The 18,187-nt window shown below is 59.7% G+C and carries 13 protein-coding genes; 4 read left to right on the top strand and 9 right to left on the bottom strand.

Annotated elements, in window-relative coordinates:
• Positions 1–26: 26 nt before the first annotated feature.
• Positions 27–1,061, bottom strand: coding sequence for an alpha/beta fold hydrolase (locus CXF97_RS25890; RefSeq protein ID WP_101162121.1), 1,035 nt, complete (start codon positions 1,059–1,061; stop codon positions 27–29).
• A 217-nt stretch (positions 1,062–1,278) separates the two neighbouring features.
• Here CXF97_RS25890 and metR point away from each other — a divergent pair, with 217 nt between their 5' ends.
• Positions 1,279–2,205, top strand: a complete 927-nt coding sequence (gene metR, locus CXF97_RS25885; protein WP_101162119.1) for a transcriptional regulator MetR — start codon at positions 1,279–1,281, stop codon at positions 2,203–2,205.
• 158 nt (positions 2,206–2,363) lie between these two features.
• Here the strand turns inward: metR and CXF97_RS25880 are convergent, their stop codons facing one another.
• From CXF97_RS25880 to CXF97_RS25855, 5 genes are all read right to left on the bottom strand, one after another.
• Complete coding sequence (locus tag CXF97_RS25880) at positions 2,364–2,861, bottom strand: GNAT family N-acetyltransferase (RefSeq protein WP_101162117.1); 498 nt, start codon at positions 2,859–2,861, stop codon at positions 2,364–2,366.
• A 1-nt stretch (position 2,862) separates the two neighbouring features.
• The gene (locus tag CXF97_RS25875; RefSeq protein ID WP_101162108.1) at positions 2,863–3,501 is read right to left on the bottom strand and encodes a LysE family translocator; all 639 of its coding nucleotides are present in this window, start codon (positions 3,499–3,501) and stop codon (positions 2,863–2,865) included.
• Positions 3,502–3,524: 23 nt separating this feature from the next.
• Complete coding sequence (locus tag CXF97_RS25870; protein ID WP_101162107.1) at positions 3,525–3,935, bottom strand: NUDIX domain-containing protein; 411 nt, start codon at positions 3,933–3,935, stop codon at positions 3,525–3,527.
• 68 nt (positions 3,936–4,003) lie between these two features.
• Complete coding sequence (locus tag CXF97_RS25865) at positions 4,004–5,329, bottom strand: APC family permease (protein WP_101162105.1); 1,326 nt, start codon at positions 5,327–5,329, stop codon at positions 4,004–4,006.
• Between the two features lie 187 nt (positions 5,330–5,516).
• Positions 5,517–6,332, bottom strand: coding sequence for a carbon-nitrogen hydrolase family protein (locus CXF97_RS25855; protein ID WP_101162103.1), 816 nt, complete (start codon positions 6,330–6,332; stop codon positions 5,517–5,519).
• A 125-nt stretch (positions 6,333–6,457) separates the two neighbouring features.
• Here CXF97_RS25855 and CXF97_RS25850 point away from each other — a divergent pair, with 125 nt between their 5' ends.
• Positions 6,458–7,258 (top strand): LuxR C-terminal-related transcriptional regulator, encoded by an 801-nt coding sequence (locus CXF97_RS25850; RefSeq protein ID WP_101162101.1) that lies wholly within the window; start codon positions 6,458–6,460, stop codon positions 7,256–7,258.
• A gap of 158 nt (positions 7,259–7,416) precedes the next feature.
• Positions 7,417–9,036, top strand: a complete 1,620-nt coding sequence (locus tag CXF97_RS25840) for an FMN-binding glutamate synthase family protein (protein ID WP_101162099.1) — start codon at positions 7,417–7,419, stop codon at positions 9,034–9,036.
• Positions 9,037–9,084: 48 nt separating this feature from the next.
• Here the strand turns inward: CXF97_RS25840 and CXF97_RS25835 are convergent, their stop codons facing one another.
• From CXF97_RS25835 to CXF97_RS25830, 3 genes are all read right to left on the bottom strand, one after another.
• On the bottom strand, positions 9,085–11,778 hold the full coding sequence (locus CXF97_RS25835) for a hypothetical protein (RefSeq protein ID WP_256589936.1): 2,694 nt from the start codon (positions 11,776–11,778) through the stop codon (positions 9,085–9,087).
• A complete protein-coding gene (locus CXF97_RS28600; protein WP_256589935.1) occupies positions 11,775–12,539 on the bottom strand; it encodes a hypothetical protein in 765 nt (254 codons plus the stop codon). Before CXF97_RS28600 ends, CXF97_RS25835 begins: the two co-directional genes overlap by 4 nt.
• Before the next feature lie 471 nt (positions 12,540–13,010).
• Positions 13,011–14,432, bottom strand: coding sequence for an amino acid permease (locus CXF97_RS25830; protein WP_101162097.1), 1,422 nt, complete (start codon positions 14,430–14,432; stop codon positions 13,011–13,013).
• Between the two features lie 556 nt (positions 14,433–14,988).
• Between CXF97_RS25830 and CXF97_RS25825 the strand changes: the two genes are divergently transcribed.
• Entirely contained in the window at positions 14,989–18,126 is a 3,138-nt protein-coding gene (locus CXF97_RS25825; protein ID WP_101162095.1) for a transglycosylase domain-containing protein, read from the top strand.
• The last annotated feature ends 61 nt before the right edge of the window (positions 18,127–18,187 follow it).

Here is an 18,187-nt window from a genome sequence, read left to right as displayed (position 1 = left end):
CCCGAACGTTCACCCCAAATCTGCGGTTAAAGAAGATTGCGCTTCGCCACCGGCTCGACCTGCGCCCAATGCGAAGTGTCCTCGCGATGCGCCTGCAAATACGGCAGCACCGCCGCCAGCAACGGCTCCTTGAACGCCTCCTGAAACCGATGCGCCAGCCCCGGAATCAGTTTCAACTGACTGCCCTGAATGTGCGCCGCCAGGTGTACACCATGCATCACCGGTAACAAAGGATCAGCCGTGCCATGCACCACCAGCGTCGGCACGCGCAGCTGATTGAGCAATGCCACGCGGCTTGGCTCGGCGAGGATCGCCATGATCTGCCGCTTCACGCCTTCTGGATTGAACGCGCGGTCGTAAGACGCCGCCGCCTGTTGCAGCAAGGCCTGCCGATCATCAGTCACCGCCGGGCTGCCCAGGGCAGCGAGCAGATCGGCCTGCTGTTCCAGCGCCACTTCACGGTTCGGCGCGCCCCGCCGCGAGAGCAATTGCACCAGCGCCGCACTCGGAGCCGGCAGGCCCTCGGCGCCGGAAGTGGTCATGATCAGGGTCAGGCTTTCCACACGCTGCGGCGCCATCGCCGCCATGTGCTGGGCGATCATCCCGCCCATGCTCGCGCCAAGCACGTGGAATTGCTCAACCTTCAGCGCCGTCATCAAACCCAGCGCATCGTCGGCCATGTCGGTCAGGCTGTAAGGGGCCGAGACCGGCAAACCGAGCTTGTAGCGCAGCACTTCGAAGGTCAGATTGGCCTCGATCGGCGCCTGCCGCCAGGTCGACAGGCCGACGTCGCGGTTGTCATAGCGGATCACCCGAAAACCCTGCTGACACAGCGCGACCACCACTTCGTCCGGCCAATGGATCAACTGCCCGCCCAGGCCCATGACCAGCAACAGCGCCGGGTCCGAAGGGCGGCCGATGCTCTGATAGGCAAGGCTGACCTGCGCCAGCTCGGCGTGCTCGGTCGGCACGTTCACATCACAGCGCCCGGCGGCAAACGAGCCGGCCCCGAACAAAAGCGCGGCCAACGCGGCCGCGACTGAAACAAATTTCCTGAACATGAAAAACACCAAAACGCAGCACCCCAGTAGAGCGCGAGTGTGATGAAGTTCGTGCGAGCGCGCTGCCACACTTGCATGACAATTTGATGAAGAGTGCCGAGCGGTCGGCTGTAGTTTGCATCGCCGGATCTTGGCCGGCAGATCGACAAAGCGAGCTTCATGAGACAAACTCACCTTCCACGCCGTCGTCACAAGTTTTCCTCATGGAGCCCCGCCAGTGCTTGAAATCCGACATTTGAAAACCCTGCACGCCCTGCGCGAGGCGGACAGTCTGGTTGATGCCGCTGACCGCTTGCACCTGACGCAATCGGCCCTGTCCCATCAATTCAAAGAGCTCGAAGAGCGCATGGGCATGCAACTATTCGTGCGCAAGACCAAACCGGTGCGCTTCACCAGCGCCGGTCTGCGCCTGCTGCAGCTGGCCGACGCCACCTTGCCGTTACTGCGCGCTGCCGAGCGCGACATCAGTCGTCTGGCCGGTGGCACCGCCGGGCGTTTGCACATGGCCATCGAATGCCACAGCTGCTTCCAGTGGCTGATGCCAACCATCGACCAGTTCCGCGATGCCTGGCCGGAAGTGGAGCTGGATCTCGCCTCTGGTTTCGCTTTCGCGCCCTTACCGGCGCTGGCGCGGGGCGATCTGGATCTGGTGGTGACCTCCGATCCGCTGGACATCGTGGGCATCACTTACGTGCCGCTGTTTACTTACGAAGCGATGCTCGCGGTGGCCAATCAGCATGTATTGGCGAGCAAGGCGTACATCGTTCCCGAAGACCTGCTGACAGAAACGCTGATCACCTATCCGGTGGAACGCGATCGCCTGGACATCTTCACCCGCTTCCTCGAACCGGCCGACATTGAGCCTGCGCAGGTGCGCACTTCCGAGCTGACGGTGATGATGATGCAACTGGTCGCCAGCGGCCGGGGCGTCTGCGGCATGCCGCACTGGGCGCTGCACGAATACAGCTCGCGGGGGTATGTGAAGGGCAAGCGGTTGGGCGAGAAAGGCTTGTTTGCGACGCTGTATGCGGCGATTCGCACGGACATGCTCGATGCGCCGTACATGCGCGATTTCCTGCTGACGGCGAAAGACACCTCGTTCTCGACGCTGGATGGCGTCAGCGCCGTCCGCTCAACCGCCTGAGCAGTAGGCCCCCTCCTACATGGAGGCCCGTGTTCGATCGTTCCCCACGCTCCGCGTGGGAATGCAGCCGGGGACGCTCCGCGTCCCTTCTGAAGCCGAACGCAGAGCGTCCGTAGAGGCATTCCCACGCAGAGCATGGGAACGATCATCTGCGCGGCTCAGATTTCACGCCACATGTGGATCTTGTCGTAATACTCTTCGCCCACCCGCACGGCCAGCGGTTCGAGGCCGTACTGGATAAAGCCGCAACGCTGGTAGAGGTTGAAGGCCGCATCGTTGCCGGCGGTCACCGTGAGTTGCAGGACCTTCAGCGCGAGGTTTTTTTGCGCCTCGCCAACCGCCGCTTGCACCAATGCGAAACCGAGGCCGTGCTGGCGAAAATCGGTCGAAACATACATGCCGAACAGCGTCGCTTTGTGCCGGGCCTTTTCCCGCGGTTCGAAGGCGAGGCCTACGATCCCGGCCAGCTTGCCATCCTCGAACGCGCCCAATACCACGTCGAACTTGCTGGTCAGGCGCCCTTCCCACCAACTCAACGGCATCACCGCGCGTTCGCGCACGCTGGAGGTGAACGCCTGCGGATGAAGGTCGTAGGCTTCAAGCATCAGTTCGCGGTAAGCCAGGGCATGGCTGGCATCCAGCCTTTCGATCGACATTTCAGGCGGTCCGCCGCTGTTCGAGCATCAGCCGTACGGCGAGGCCGCCGAGCACCAGGCCCATGAAATAACGCTGCATCGCCAGCCACGTCGGGTTGCGCACAAACCACGAGGCGATGCCTGCGGCGAACAGCGCGATCAACAGATTGACGCTGAAGCTGACGCTGATCTGCGTCAGGCCGAGGATGATGCTTTGGGTGAACACCGATCCGTGCTCAGGGCTGATGAACTGCGGAAACACCGACAGATAGAACACAGCAATTTTCGGGTTCAGTGCGCTGGTAAGAAAGCCCATGGTGATCAGCTTGCGCGACGAGTCCGGCGGCAATTGCTGCGCTTCGAACGGCGAACGTGCGCCGGGTTTCAGCGCTTGCCAGGCCAGCCACAGCAGGTACAGCGCGCCGGCCCATTTCAACACTTCATAAGCCATCGGCACGGCCAGAAACACCGCCGTCAAACCCGCCGCCGCGGCGAACATATGCACGAAGAACCCGCCGACCACACCAAGCAACGAAGTCACCCCCGCGCGGCGCCCCTGACAGATCGAACGCGAGATCAGGTAGATCATGTTCGGCCCCGGCGTCAGCACCATCAGCAGTGCGGCGGCGGCGAAGATCAGCAGGTCTTGCAACGGGATCATGGCAACGTCCTTTGCGGGAATGGTCAGACGAGTGCAGTCAGTGAACGGCGATAAAACGGCAGGATGTGTTCGCGTGTCAATGGCGCCAGCTCGAGCGCCGGATCAGTGGCCGGATCGACCCAGATGACCTCTTCGATTTCCGCCGCCGGGCAGACGTCGCAATCGATCGTCAGTTGAAAGATCTCGGCATGCACGATGAAGCCCGGCTCGTTGGCGGCGGGGGCGGAAAAACTGTTGAGTAAAGTCGCCTGCGCCGGGTCGATCTGCAGCCCGAGTTCTTCTTCCAGTTCACGGGCCAATGCGTGTACTGGCAACTCGTGGGCTTCGATCTTGCCACCCGGCTGCATGAACGCCGTGGTGCCGCGCTTGCGCACCAGCAGGGTCTGGCCTTGGGCGTTGAGCAACAGCGCAGCGGCGATATGAATGGTCGACATAAAGGAATCCCTTGGCGCAAAAGCGCCAAGGATCCCATGCCCGTCAGAGGTAAGCCAAGCCGCCAGCCTCAGGTCGCTTCCTGAAAATCCAGTTCCGGTGGCTGACGGCGAAAACCACCCGTCAGCACGGCCAGGTACACCACGCCAATCGCCAGCCAGCTCAGGCCCAGCCAGACCGCCAGGTGATCGAGGCTGACCATCAGCCACAAGTCGGCGACCAGACCAATCAGCGGGCAAAGCAAAAACAGCAGCAGCTCGCGCGGGCCTTTTTTCTCGCCGCCGATCCAGTAATGGAAGATCACCGACAGGTTGACCAGGCTGAACGCCAGGAACGCGCCGAAGTTGATGAATGAAGTCGAGGTGGTGACGTCGAGTTTCAGCGCCAGCAACGCCACCGCCGCGCAGAGCAGAATGCTGTTGACCGGGGTGCCGAAGCGCGCGTGCAAGGTGCCGAAAAACGACTTCGGCAACACCCCGTCGCGGCCCATGGCGAACAACAGTCGCGAACCGCTGGCCTGGGCCGACAGCCCCGAGGCGAACTGGCCGACAATCAGGCCGATCAGGAAAATCGACACGAAGAGGTCGCCACCGATATTGCGCGCAATTTCATAAGCAGCCGAGTCGACGCTGTCGAACTGGAACGACGGATGAGCGATCTGCACGAAGTACGAGACGCCGACGAAGATCAGGCCACCGATCAAGGTGATCAGCATGATCGCCCGGGGAATGGTGCGGCGTGGATCGCGGGTCTCTTCGGTCAGGGTGCTGACAGCGTCAAAGCCAAGGAATGAATAGCAGGCAATCGCCGCGCCGCTCATGATCAGCGGCATCTGCATGTCGCCGTTGAAGAACGGTTTGATCGACCACAGCGGCGTGCTCGCGTCGCCGCCGATGTAGTGCACGCACAGCGCCACGAACGCAATCAATACGAGGAACTGCACCAGCATCAGCAAGGCATTGATGCCGTTGGCCAGCTTCAGCCCGACGATGTTGATCGCACTGGTGATGCCGATAAAGGCGAGCACCCAGATCCACTGCGGAATCGACGGGAACGCCGAGGCCAGATAGGCCGAGCCGATCAGCCAGATCGCCATCGGCAGAAACAGGTAATCGAGCAACACCGCCCAGCCGGCAATGAAACCGAGTTTCGGACTGATCGCTTTGCGCACATAGCTGTAAGCCGAGCCAGCGACCGGGAAAGCGGCGGCCATGCGTCCGTAGCTCATGGCGGTGAAGAACATCGCCACCAGCGCCGCCAGGTAGGCGGCCGGCACCATGCCGGCGGTGGACTGGGCGAGGATGCCGAAGGTGCCGAGGACAATGATCGGCGTCATGTAGGCGATGCCGAACAGCACCACCGACCCTAGCGAAAGGGTGCGTTGCAAACGAGCCATGGGCGACTTACTCCGAATGTTATTGGATTTATGGCAGAGCCGGGTTCGGCGAAAATTTCGGGTGTGGCTGATCGTTCCCACGCTCTGCGTGGGAACGCCTCAATGGACGCTCTGCGTCCGCTCTTGGGACGCGGAGCGTCCCGGGCTGCATTCCCACGCAGAGCGTGGGAACGATCGGAGTAAGGGATTAGGGAATCAATAGCTCGCGAACACCGCAAGCCTGTTCCACCACCTCACCCGGCAACTTCAAACGCTGATCATCCAGATAGCGGTAATCCTTGCGCGCCACTGCCAACTGCTGCAGATCCAGCTCGACCCCGAACTGCCCTTCTTCGCGCCCAGCCTCGAACAGCAGCGCCCCCAGCGGATCGACCAGCGCGCTGCCGCCAGCGAACACCAGACCGTCATCCCCCGCTTCGACACGATTGACCATCAATGCAAACGCCTGATTCTCCTGAGCTCGAGCCATGATCGCAGTGCGGTGGGTCGGGCCGTACGGGTCCATGTTGCCGTTGGTCACGATCAACAGTTCGGCGCCCAGTTGCGCCAGGGCGCGGGCCGACTCCGGAAACTCGATGTCGTAGCAGATCAGCAGGCCCACGCGCACACCGTTCCACACACAGGTGGCGTAACGGTCGCCGGGCTCGAATACGCCGCGATCCGAGGCCCACAGATGGGTCTTGCGGTATTTCAGGGCAATGCCTTCGGGGGTGATCAGCAGCGTGGTGTTGTAGAAGCGGCCGTCGTCGTTTTCGGCCATGCCGATCACCACGGCGATGTTGCGCTCGCGCGCCGCCGCGAGGACGGCGCTGACGGTCGGGCCGTCGAGCGCTTCGGCGACCTGCGCCACGGTCCCGGTGTTGGGGAAGCCCATCAGGTGGGTCTCCGGGAACACAATCATTTGCGTGTCCGCCGCGCAGGCAGCGATGGCCGCCAGTGCGCGCTCCAGGTTGTAAGCCGTGTCGTTGTCACGGCCCGCCAATTGGGCGAGTTCTACTTTCATGGGTATCCCTTGTTATGGGCGCCGGGCCTGGAAAGATTGCCCGGTGCCTGTCTGTGGGCCAGTATGCGCAGCAAGGAACCGGCCAGGGAATCACGCGGCCGGGGTAACCCGATAGGGGTAGATCGATGACACTTTCGTTGAATGACATCACTTGGCACCGCGCCGTCGGGCAACTGATCGACGCGCTCGACAAGCCGAACTTCTGGGCGCAACTGGTGCGCCTGCTGGAACAGTACGTAGCGTTCGATAGCTGGGTGGTGCTGCTGTTCAGCGCCGATCAGCACCCGCAGGTCTTCGCCGAATGCCCCGGCGAGGACGGCAGTCCGGACCCGTTGTTCCAGGATTATCTGCGCGGCCTGTATCTGCTCGACCCGTTCTACATCGCCTGCCGCGAGCAGTCGCGCACCGGGCTCTATCGGCTGTCGGAAGTCGCGCCGGAGCATTTCGAGCTGACCGAGTACTACCAGCGATACTTTCGTCTGAATGTGGTGGCCGATGAAATCCAGTTCAATTGCCAGCTCGAAGGCGAGCGCACGCTGTGCCTGTCGCTGGGCAGTGAAAAATACTTCACTGGCGAACAGATCGCTTTGCTGTCCTTGATTCAGCCGTGGGTACTGGGTCTGTTGCGTCAACGCCTGCCATACGAGATCAACGAAACCGTGGCCCTCGCCGCCGCGCCAGCGCAAGCCAATTGGCGCGTGCAACTGGAGGCGTCGGTGCAACAACTCAAGGGCGCCCAACTGACCGCTCGCGAGCTGGATGTCGGGCGCTTGATGCTCAGCGGTTGTTCCAGCAAGGAAATCGCCCGTAAGCTGGAAATCTCCGTGGAAACCGTGAAAGTCCATAAGAAACACATGTACAGCAAGCTGGGGATCAAGTCCCAGTCCGAGCTGTTTTCGATTTTTCTACAGGCGCAGAACGCCTGATTGCAATCTCGAACAGCTTTTGTGGGAGCGGGCTTGCTCGCGAAGAGGCCTTCACTTTCAACATGGATGTCATCTGACACCCCCCCTTCGCGAGCAAGCCCGCTCCCACAGGGATGTGTGACGTTGTACAAATTTGAGTCCGAACCCAGGGAAACCGTATGAGCCTGTCGCTGCTGAGCCGCTACGCCTTCTTTGCCGTCTGTGTGATTTTCACCCTCGCCAGCCTGCCCTTCCTCGAACATGACTGGCTGTGGCCGATCACCGCCGTTACTGGCGTGCTGAGCCTGCTCGGCGTGTTCGACCTGCTGCAGACGCGCCATGCAGTGCGCCGCAATTACCCGATCCTCGGCAACATCCGTTATCTGGTCGAAGGCATCCGCCCGGAGATTCGCCAGTACCTGCTCGAATCCGACAGCGATGCCCTGCCCTTCTCCCGCGCCCAGCGTTCGCTGGTGTATTCGCGAGCGAAAAACGAAACCGCTGACAAACCGTTCGGCACGCTGATCGATGTCTATCAATCGGGTTTCGAATTCATTGGTCATTCGATGCGCCCGGCGCCGTTGAGCGACCCGAACGGCTTCCGTGTCATCGTTGGCGGCCCGCAGTGCACGCAGCCGTATTCGGCGTCGATCTTCAATATTTCGGCGATGAGCTTCGGCTCGCTCAGCGCCAACGCCATTCGCGCGCTGAACCAGGGCGCGAAACTCGGCAACTTTGCCCACGACACTGGCGAAGGCAGCATCAGCCCGTATCACCGCGAACACGGCGGCGACCTGACCTGGGAACTGGGCAGCGGCTACTTCGGCTGCCGCACCAGCGACGGGCGTTTCGACCCGGAGCGCTTCGCCGTGCAGGCGCAGAATCCGCAGGTACGAATGATCGAAATCAAGATGAGCCAGGGCGCCAAACCCGGCCACGGCGGCATCCTGCCCAAGCACAAGGTCACCAAGGAGATTGCCGACACACGCGGCATCCTGATGGGCGAAGACTGTGTTTCGCCGTCACGCCACAGCGCGTTTTCCACGCCGATCGAAATGATGCAGTTCATCCAGCAACTGCGTGAACTGTCCGGTGGCAAACCGGTGGGCTTCAAGTTCTGCCTCGGCCATCCGTGGGAGTTCATGGGCATCGCCAAGGCCATGTTGGAAACCGGCATTCTTCCGGATTTTATCGTCGTCGATGGCAAGGAAGGCGGCACTGGTGCGGCACCGGTCGAGTTCACCGACCACATCGGCGTACCGATGCGTGAAGGCCTGCTGTTCGTGCACAACACGCTGGTCGGCCTGAACCTGCGCGACAAGATCAAACTCGGCGCCAGCGGCAAGATCGTCAGCGCCTTCGACATCGCCAGCGTACTGGCCATCGGTGCCGACTGGGCCAACTCCGCGCGCGGCTTCATGTTCGCTATCGGCTGTATCCAGTCGCAAAGCTGCCACACCAACAAATGCCCGACCGGCGTCGCCACGCAGGACGCCCTGCGCCAGCGTGCCCTGGTGGTGCCGGACAAGGCCCAGCGCGTCTACAACTTCCATCGCAGCACGCTCAAAGCGCTGGCGGAAATGCTCGCGGCGGCCGGTCTCGAACATCCATCGCAACTGTCCGCCAAGCATCTTGTGCGACGCATGTCGGCGACCGAGATCAAGTTGTTCTCGCAGCTGCACGTGTTTTTGAAACCGGGGGAATTGCTCACTGGTGAAGTAAATGGCGAGTTTTACTCACGCATGTGGCAGATGGCGCGGGCGGACAGTTTTGAACCAATGGAAGTCGTAGCGGCGTAACCGCAAAGCGCCAATCTGAAAGATGGATTGGCGCTCCGTATTCATACCTTACGCGGCCACGGCGCCGTCCGTTATCGTCAGTGGCCGGATGACGGTTTTCCTTACGCTGGTGTTTGGATAAACGCTCACCAGCGTGTCTGGCGTGGTTAACCAGCCGGGTTTCGCCGAGGAATATTTCATGATCGAGGCAACACCTTCGCTGGACTGGAAATAAAGCTTCCAGGCTTGCCCCGAACGGTCATATTTCATGAACGCGAAACCCAGCATCCTCGAGTCCGCCTGACCGCTTGCATCCACGCGCAAACCATAATCGGGATACTCCATCGACGCACTGAGACCCAGATCATGTTCATGCCTGGCCAGGCCGTTGTACTGCGCGAGCTCTTTTCCGCCTTCAACGTGTCTGACCCGCAGGCCACTGAAACCAGGCGTAAACACGTGATCCGGCTGGCCCCATTTGGGGTGTAAAGGGATATCGACATAGCCTCCTTGAGCCGCCCAGTAGCCCACCACGGCATTCGACGGTTCGGGCAGCTTGTCGATGTGTGGGTCATGAATTTTCAGCGCATTGAATTCAGCCCGAACCGCATTGGCAGGCTGAACGCGCTCCATGACAAAAACGAAGCTTGAACCGCCCTCCTTGTTGACCAGTTGTGCAGCGATTTCGGCGCTGTAGTTGACTCGCCCCGGCTGCAGCAACTCTGTCGCCACCGGGAACCGGCTCAGTTCAGAGGGCGCCAGGGCCTGGTGGATGCTGGTGCTTTGGAGCGAATAATGCGTCAGCGCTGGTTTCCCCCAGTCGTACCCCAGATGCGCAACCTGATTGGCTGGAACAACCTCAATGGCTGGCTCCCATAAACCGTTGGGCAGACGTTCGCGCACAAATGCCGTGTCGGGACGCAGCGGATTGTTCGAGGTGTGGACAAGCTGATTGGCCAGACGCGTACCTTCATCGACAATTACCCCCGTCGGCACTTCCCCCGGCCCCGACGGTAGTTCGCCGCCGCGCAGCGACACCGCTTGCCATTGATCAGGCGCAACTTGCCTGAGCCGGCTGCCGTGCGCTCGACCGGTTGCGCGGTCGACAATGACGACATCCGTAAAATCTGCATTCAGGGAGAAATCGCTGCTGATTCTGTAGTAAGCCTGTTGGCCGGCTGCATCGATATTGCGAATGTAAAAGCTCTGGCCGTCAGTACTTCGGAAAATGCCTTTGGCATTGGCTTCAAGACCGGCAACGACCGATAGTTTGATGGCGAAGCCAAGCATCTCACTGTTGCCAAACCCGCCGAGTCCAGAGGGCCGAAAGTTGTTCGATACACCATACGGCCGTTGGGTCAGAGGACTATAGGGATACCAGCCAGCGCCTTTCAACACGGCCACGCTTTCATAACTGTGCTCACCCACTTTGAATGTCCCCAGCGCGGCCGGGCCGTGCTGTTTGCTCACGCCAAGCAGCAGGTCGTAGCCAACCACAGCGTCGCGAAACTTGTCCAATTGCTGCAAACCTTTCAAGCCCAGATACTTGCCTCCCGTAACCAGAAGCCTGCCTCCCGACACTATTGCAGTGATCGGATTGAGTTCGCTGATGACGAAGGCCCCGATGACCCTTGCCGCCCTGAGCCCCCGGCTGAGTGCCGAAGCACTCCTGCCGACAATCTGCGTCAACTTCGCCACCGTCGACGCACCGGCAGTAACGAAGCCCAATACATCGAAAAACAAATCCACTGCACCGTCGAAATACTTGCCGTTCAGGAAATTGGTGATCGCTGACTTGAACGGGATCAGGTCCACCATGAAATCGATAACCTTCTGCGCAATCGCATTTTCCCGGTCTTGCGTAGTCTGGCCCTTGGCTACCTTGAGAATATCCTCGCTATCCAGATCCAGATGTTCAACGAAAGCCTGGGCAATCAGCTCGGTCCTTTCGCTGGAATAACTGGCGGGCACCGACAAACCGTTCGAGGTCTGTGCCAGCAACTTCCCGGCTTTCGCCTCGTCAGCCAGCGTGAATGGCTCGATGGTGTACTTGATGCTCGGAACGGATGGGTTGGTGCGCTCGGTCGCTTCTGCTGAATCATAGTTTGTGGATTGAATCACTCCCTTCTTCAGGTCGATTTCATACAGCTTCGATTCGTGGCCCAGGTCAACCTTCACTCTCAGGATGCGGCTTGTGGATATCAGGTTCCGGCCCCACAAGTTCAGACTCAAGCGATAGGTCTTGTATTGGTAAAACGAGACGTGGCCGTATTCGAGATTTTTTCTGTCCTCCAGCGGCAACTCGGCGATCAGATGTTTGACAAACAGCCGCGCGCCCTGCTTGAGATTGCTGACAGCGCTTTCAAATTGCGCCTGGAAGGCCCCTGCCACGCCAAGTTCCAGCGGTGCATTGATCTGGTCAAACAGGGGCAACAAGCGTGGATCGCGGGTCGTCCATTGATAGTAGGGAGGCCCTCCCATCATGGCGATGTCGAGCAGCGAATATTGCCCGTTAAGTGTCGGATGCAGGAAGTAACCATCGACTGCGGCGACCTTGCGCTGCTCCAGAAGGCGTTCTTCAAACGGTATGTCGCCTTTGAACTTCGTCCTCAGTCTCGCCAAAGCGATGGCCTTGCGGCTTGGTAATTCGCTGTTCAACAGAATCGAGGTATTGAGCCGATCGGCCAGTTGCAGGTTGAAGTGTGTCTTGGCGTTTTCCAGCTCGTCATGGGTGTAATGTTCATTGTGGTTCTTTTTCGTCACCCCGTTACTACACCCCAATCGGCCAGCGCGGCGGCCTGGACGTGCTGAACAACTTGCGAGTTGATCCGCGCAGCGCTTTCAGCGCCGGCCATGACTTGGGCGAACGTCATGTAGGCGACTTTCCCGGGTGTGTGAGCCTCGATCGTTCGCGCCGCGACGGTCAGGTTGAACCATGCCGTGGTGCCGTATTTCAAGTCAGGGGGCAACTTTTCGATGAGAAACTCGGGCGCCTTGCGAACCAGCAACAGGGCGGCGGTCAATCCGGCCAGTCTGCGGCTGCTCAAACGCTCCTTGACCAGGTAATCCGCCAGATTATTGAATACTTGCAGAGCGGGTTTGCCCCAGAGTGTCTCTGCGGCCAGATCGAAACCGGCAACTTTGCCGCGTAACGGTTGATCTATATCGCCCTGATGCACACTCAAATGGATGCCGGCCATTGCGTATCCGCTGGCGCTGACATCGGTGGCGATGCCGTTCAAGCGGGTCTGGATTGCAAGTCCCAGTGCTTGCCCGCGAGGACTGTTGATGAGGCTCTCCAATGCCGTGGGCGGATCACTCAGCGCCTCATTCGAAAGCCGCTCGTCAGCGTCCAGATAGTCCAGCACTCCGGCACCCGGCAGCGCAATGAAATCGAGACTATCGAGATAAACACCGGTGGCTTGCAAAACTTCTTTTTGTTGCGCAACCGTCAATGGAACAGGCCAGGACAACGCCCCGGCAAAGTCACCCAATCGGTGGGGATTGATTTTTTTGGAGTTCAAGACTGGCTGCAATTTTTTCCAGCTGATCACTCTCGGACGTCGACACTTCGTCAACTACGTTCATATTGAATTCTGACATTGGATCTTACTTTGAAGGAAATAAAATGGAATCCAAAGTAAGCAATAGAACCCAGCAAAAACTGACGTCGAGAAGTATTACCAATAAACCAGAACAGCACGACCAGACATCAGTCAACTACGCAACAATACAAAAGCATTACCGAATAAATACCACCAAATAATATTCCGCGTAAAACTGGCCACTATCGCTCACACTAAAACCGGCATCAGGCATCAAATCACATGACATGGAAATACTCGCAAAGCTAATTCTCCAAATTACAAAAGAAAACCCCTCAAGTACTGCAACAACAAAAAAAGATCGCTTCCTGCAACAATATCTACATCACTTTACGTGTAGACATTACTGCAGGCAGCGATCTTTTCCGATGGCCTTGCGCGCTTTAAAACTTACGACGCGGAACGCACCTCATCTCGCGACAGATTATTCGGTTGCAACTTGAACACATAAAACAACACCGTCAGCAACACCAAAAACGCCGGCCCGACATACAGCGCCACGCGCGTATCGGGGAAGTACGCCATCAGGCCGACCACCAGTACCAGGAACGCAAGGGCGAAATACGAGCTGACCGGATACAGCCACATACGGTATTTGAGGCCGGCACGTTCGCTGGCGCTCAGGCCTTTGCGGAATTTCAGCTGGGCGAGGAGGATCATTACCCAGGTCCAGATCGCACCGAAAGTCGCGATCGAAGTGACCCAGACGAAGACTTTCTCCGGCACCAGATAGTTGAGCATCACACCCAGCAGCAATACCGCAATCGATAGCAGCAGCGCACGACGTGGCACGCCATTGTTCGAGGTCTTGGCAAAACCGGCCGGGGCCTGGCCGTTTTGCGCCAGGCTGTAGAGCATGCGCCCGGTGCTGAAGATGCCGCCATTGCACGACGACAGCGCGGCGGTGATCACCACGAAGTTGATGATGCCGGCGGCAGTCTTGATGCCCAAACGCTCGAACGTCATCACGAACGGACTGCCCTGGGTGCCGATTTCATTCCACGGATAGATCGACAGAATCACGAACAACGCGCCAACGTAAAACAGCAGAATCCGCCAGAACACCGAGCCGATTGCGTCAGGAATGGTCTTCTGTGGGTTCTTCGCCTCACCGGCAGTCAGGCCGATCATTTCGACACCGAGGTAGGCGAACATGACCATTTGCAGGGACATCAGCACACCGGTCACGCCGTTGGGCATGAACCCGCCATGCGCCCAAAGATTGGAAATCCCCAGCGCCACGCCATCGTTACCGAAACCGAACGCGATGATGCCGACGCCGCCGATGACCATCGCGATGATCGTGACGATCTTGATTAGGGCGAACCAGAATTCGAATTCGCCGAAGGCTTTCACCGCAATCAGGTTGATCGAGCCCATGCTGATCAGCGCTGCAAGCGCCCAGATCCAGCGCGGCACATCGGGAAACCAGATGCCCATGTACACCGCCACCGCAGTGATTTCCGCCACGCAGGTCACCAGCCACAGGAACCAGTAGTTCCAACCGGTGAGGAATCCGGCCAGCGGGCCAAGATAGTCCTGCGCGTAGCGGCTGAACGAACCAGCCACGGGGTTATGCACCGCCATTTCACCGAGGGCGCGCATGATCACCAGGATCGCCAGACCGCCAAGAATGTAAGAGAGCATGATCGCCGGCCCGGCCATTTCGATGGCCTTGGCCGAACCGAGAAACAGACCGACGCCGATACAGGCACCGAGCGCCATCAGGCGAATATGCCGTTCGCCGAGTTCACGTTTGAGCGGACCGCCCTGAGCGGTGTCGCCGTACGGTGGAGGATTGCCAACTGGCATAGGGGTACAACCTCGTCTTGTTATTGGATATGACCACCGGGTTTCGAAGCGTCGGCCGATAGGCCTTGGCTGGGCAGGAAACCGCGTCGGCTTCGTGGGCAGACGCGTCTTGCAGGGCAACCTGAAAGATCAGCGGGACGTCAGTATAAAAACCTTGGTGCAGGTCTTTTCACTCTTAAAAACACGGGATTCAGCGAGAATTGTCGCGTCAAGCCACCAGGCCGGTCCGATCAACTGGCCATGTAGGAAAATTCACCATTCTCTAACGGCACCGAGTATTGCACGGCATTGGTGCATCGTCATGCCCGGATTTCGTCGTCAGGTGTGCGCTGACCGCTCTATTGCGGTGCTCTTGCTTGTACGGCTACGCCTGCGCTGCGTCGCCCCGTGACGTAGGCGAGCAGCGGGCAAACTCGCGTGCCATCGCAATGAAAAAGCGTCAGCGCTTTATAGAGAAATCGGCAGCCCCCCACCCGCGACATTTTCTTCGCCAGCGCCAACCACCGTCTAAGCTTCAGACAAGTCCGATCAATCTGCGTGTATGGATCAATCGACTATGGGCGCTTTATGGCAAACCGATTCGAGTAAAACCGTGGTTCCGACTGAACGTATGGATCAAGCGCCTGTTCCTGAAAAACCCCGTCGCCATCGGCATGGGTGGAAGGCTTTCTGGTTGTTGCTGCTGATCATCGCGATCGTGGTGGGGCTGGCTGCGTCCAAGGAAATGCGCACCTCGCGCTTTCAGTCGCGCGAACTCAGCCAATACGCCGCCTCGCTGACATACAAACTGGAACCGGGGCCGAGCGAAGCGATTCGTTACCCGGGCAACGGGCCGTTCGACCTGCGTCTGGGTTACAGCTCGCTGGATGAATTCCTGCCGCGTCTGCTCAAGCGCAATTACGTGATTACTGAACAGACCCGGTTTTCGCCGGCGCTGCTCAGCTATACCGACAAAGGCCTGTTCGTGCCCTATTCGGAAAAGATTCAGGCCGGCTTGTCGATCACCGATTGCCGCGCCGCGCCGCTGTACCGCTACAACTATCCGCAGCAGCTGTATGCCGATTTCGCGGCGATCCCGCCGGTGGTGGTCAACAGCCTGCTGTTCATCGAAAACCGCTTTCTGCTCGACCCGAAACAACCGCTGGCCAACCCGGCCGTGGACTGGCCGCGTTTCGGCATGGCGGCGTGGTCGCAGATAGCGAAGCTGTTGCGCCTGCCGGGGCAATCGGCCGGTGGCAGCACATTGGCGACGCAACTGGAAAAGTACCGGCACTCGCCTGAAGGCCTCACCGCGTCGGGCGCGGAAAAACTCCGGCAGATGTTTTCCGCCAGCGTGCGCGCTTATCAGGATGGTCCGCAGACCTTGGGGGCACGGCAGAACATCGTGCGCGACTACCTCAACAGCGTGCCGCTGTCGGCAGTGCCAGGGCATGGCGAAGTGCACGGCATGGCCGAAGGCTTGCGGGTCTGGTACGGCAGTGATTTCAACAAGGCCAACGAACAGCTGAACAGCCCGGCGACCGACCCGAAATCCATGGCCGCCAAGGGCCTGGCCCTGCGCGAAATGCTTTCGTTGATGATCGCCCAGCGCCGCCCGTCGTATTACCTGACCAAGGGCCGCGAAGACCTCGCCAGCCTGACCGACAGCCATCTGCGCCTGCTCAAACAGAACGGCGTGATCGACAGCGCACTCGCCGATGCCGCGCTGGCCAGCATCGTGTCGTACCGCGACTGGCAGACGCAACCGACGATTCAGCCGATCGAAACCAACAAGGGCATCAGTGCCGCCCGCAGTCGTCTGGCGAGCATGCTCAATCGGCCGCTGTATGACCTCGACCGCCTCGACCTGTCCGCCACCAGCACCTTGCAGGGCGACCTGCAGACCCAGGCTACCGCGTACCTTAAAAAACTCGCCGACCCAGCCTACGCCGCCGAAATCGGCTTGCTTGGCGAGCGCCTGCTCACGCCGACCAGCACCACTCAGGTGCGCTACAGCTTCACCCTGTTCGAACTGACCGCCGACGGTTCCCGCGTGCGGGTGCAGACCGACAGCACCGACCAGCCGTTCGACATCAACGAAGGCAGCAAACTCGAACTCGGCTCGACGGCGAAAATGCGGGTGCTCACCACCTACCTGCAAATCATCGCCGAGCTGCACGACAAGTACGGGGCGATGAACGCGGCCGAGCTGAAGAAAGTTGAAGTCCCCGATCAGGACCGGCTGAGCCGCTGGGTCATCGATTATTTGATCCAAAACAAGGACCACGACCTCTCGAAGCTGCTCGCCGCTGCGCTGGATCGCAAATATTCAGCCAGCCCCGGCGAGGCGTTTTTCACCGGTGGCGGTTTGCACACCTTTCATAACTTTCGCAAAGAGGACAACGGTCGTCTGCCGACCCTGCGCGATTCGCTTCGCGAATCGATCAACCTGCCATTCATTCGGCTGATGCGCGACATCGTCCGTTACACCACCTACTCCGGGCCGAACGCTGAATTGCTCAAGGATGATCGTGACCCGCGTCGTCAGGAATATCTGGCCAGTTTTGCCGATCGCGAAGGCACTTCATTCCTGCTCAAATTCTGGAAGAAGTACCGGAACAAGGACACCCAGGCGCGCCTCGATACCTTTCTCGACAGCATGCGCCCGACGCCGATCCGCATGGCTGCCGTGCATCGCTATCTGCTGCCCGAGGCCAGCCAGGAAGATTTCAACCGCTTCGTGCGCTCGCACCTCAAGGGCACCAAGCTCAATGAAAAACTGACAGACGAGCGCCTGATCCGCCTCTACGATGCCTATGGCCCCGGCAGTTACGATTTGCCTGACCAAGGCTTCATCGCCAAGGTGCATCCACTGGACCTGTGGATGATCGGCTACCTGCTGCATCACCCCGAGGCGACGTTCAAAGACATCGTCAAGGCCAGCCATTTCGAACGTCAGGAAGTCTATAGCTGGCTGTTCAAGAGCCGACACAAGGGCGCGCGTGACAGCCGCATCCGCACCATGCTGGAAATCGAAGCGTTCCTCGATATTCACCAGCGCTGGCAAAAAGTCGGCTACCCGTTCGATCATCTGGTGCCATCGCTGGCCACCGCCATCGGCAGTTCCGGCGACCGCCCTGCCGCGCTTGCCGAATTGATCGGCACCATTCTCAATGACGGCGTGCGCATGCCGACGCTGCGCATCGACAGCCTGCATTTCGCGGCCGGCACGCCCTACGAAACCAAGGTGGTCAACGACCCGCACGTCGGCAAACGGGTAATGCCGGTGGAAGTTGCCCGGGCCATGCGGGAGGCGCTGTCGCAAGTGGTCGATGCCGGTACGGCAAAACGTGTTTCCGGCAGTTTCAAACTGGCCGATGGCACGCCGCTGGCCATGGGTGGCAAGACCGGTACCGGCGACAACCGCATCGCGGCGATCGGCTCGGGCGGGCGCATCATCAGTTCGAAGTCGATCAACCGCACTGCGACCTTCGTGTTCTACATTGGCGACCACCATTTCGGCACCCTCACCGCGTTCGTTCCGGGGCGCTCGGCAGAGAACTTCAAGTTCACCTCGGCCCTGCCCACGCAGGTGCTCAAGGGCATGGCGCCGATCCTGACGCCGTATCTGCAACCGGGCAGCGACTCGCAATGCCAGCCGACGCAGACCGCGAGCGTGGCGCTGAACGACACGCCGCGCCCGACAGCGAGGTAACAAATCGTGTCGGGGGATTCGCAATCAGGGTGAGGTTTTTTCCCGGCGGCGGGTGGTACTC

This window comes from Pseudomonas sp. Choline-02u-1, assembly GCF_002836515.1.
GTDB lineage: Bacteria > Pseudomonadota > Gammaproteobacteria > Pseudomonadales > Pseudomonadaceae > Aquipseudomonas.
This window is presented reverse-complemented; position numbering and strand designations above follow the sequence as displayed.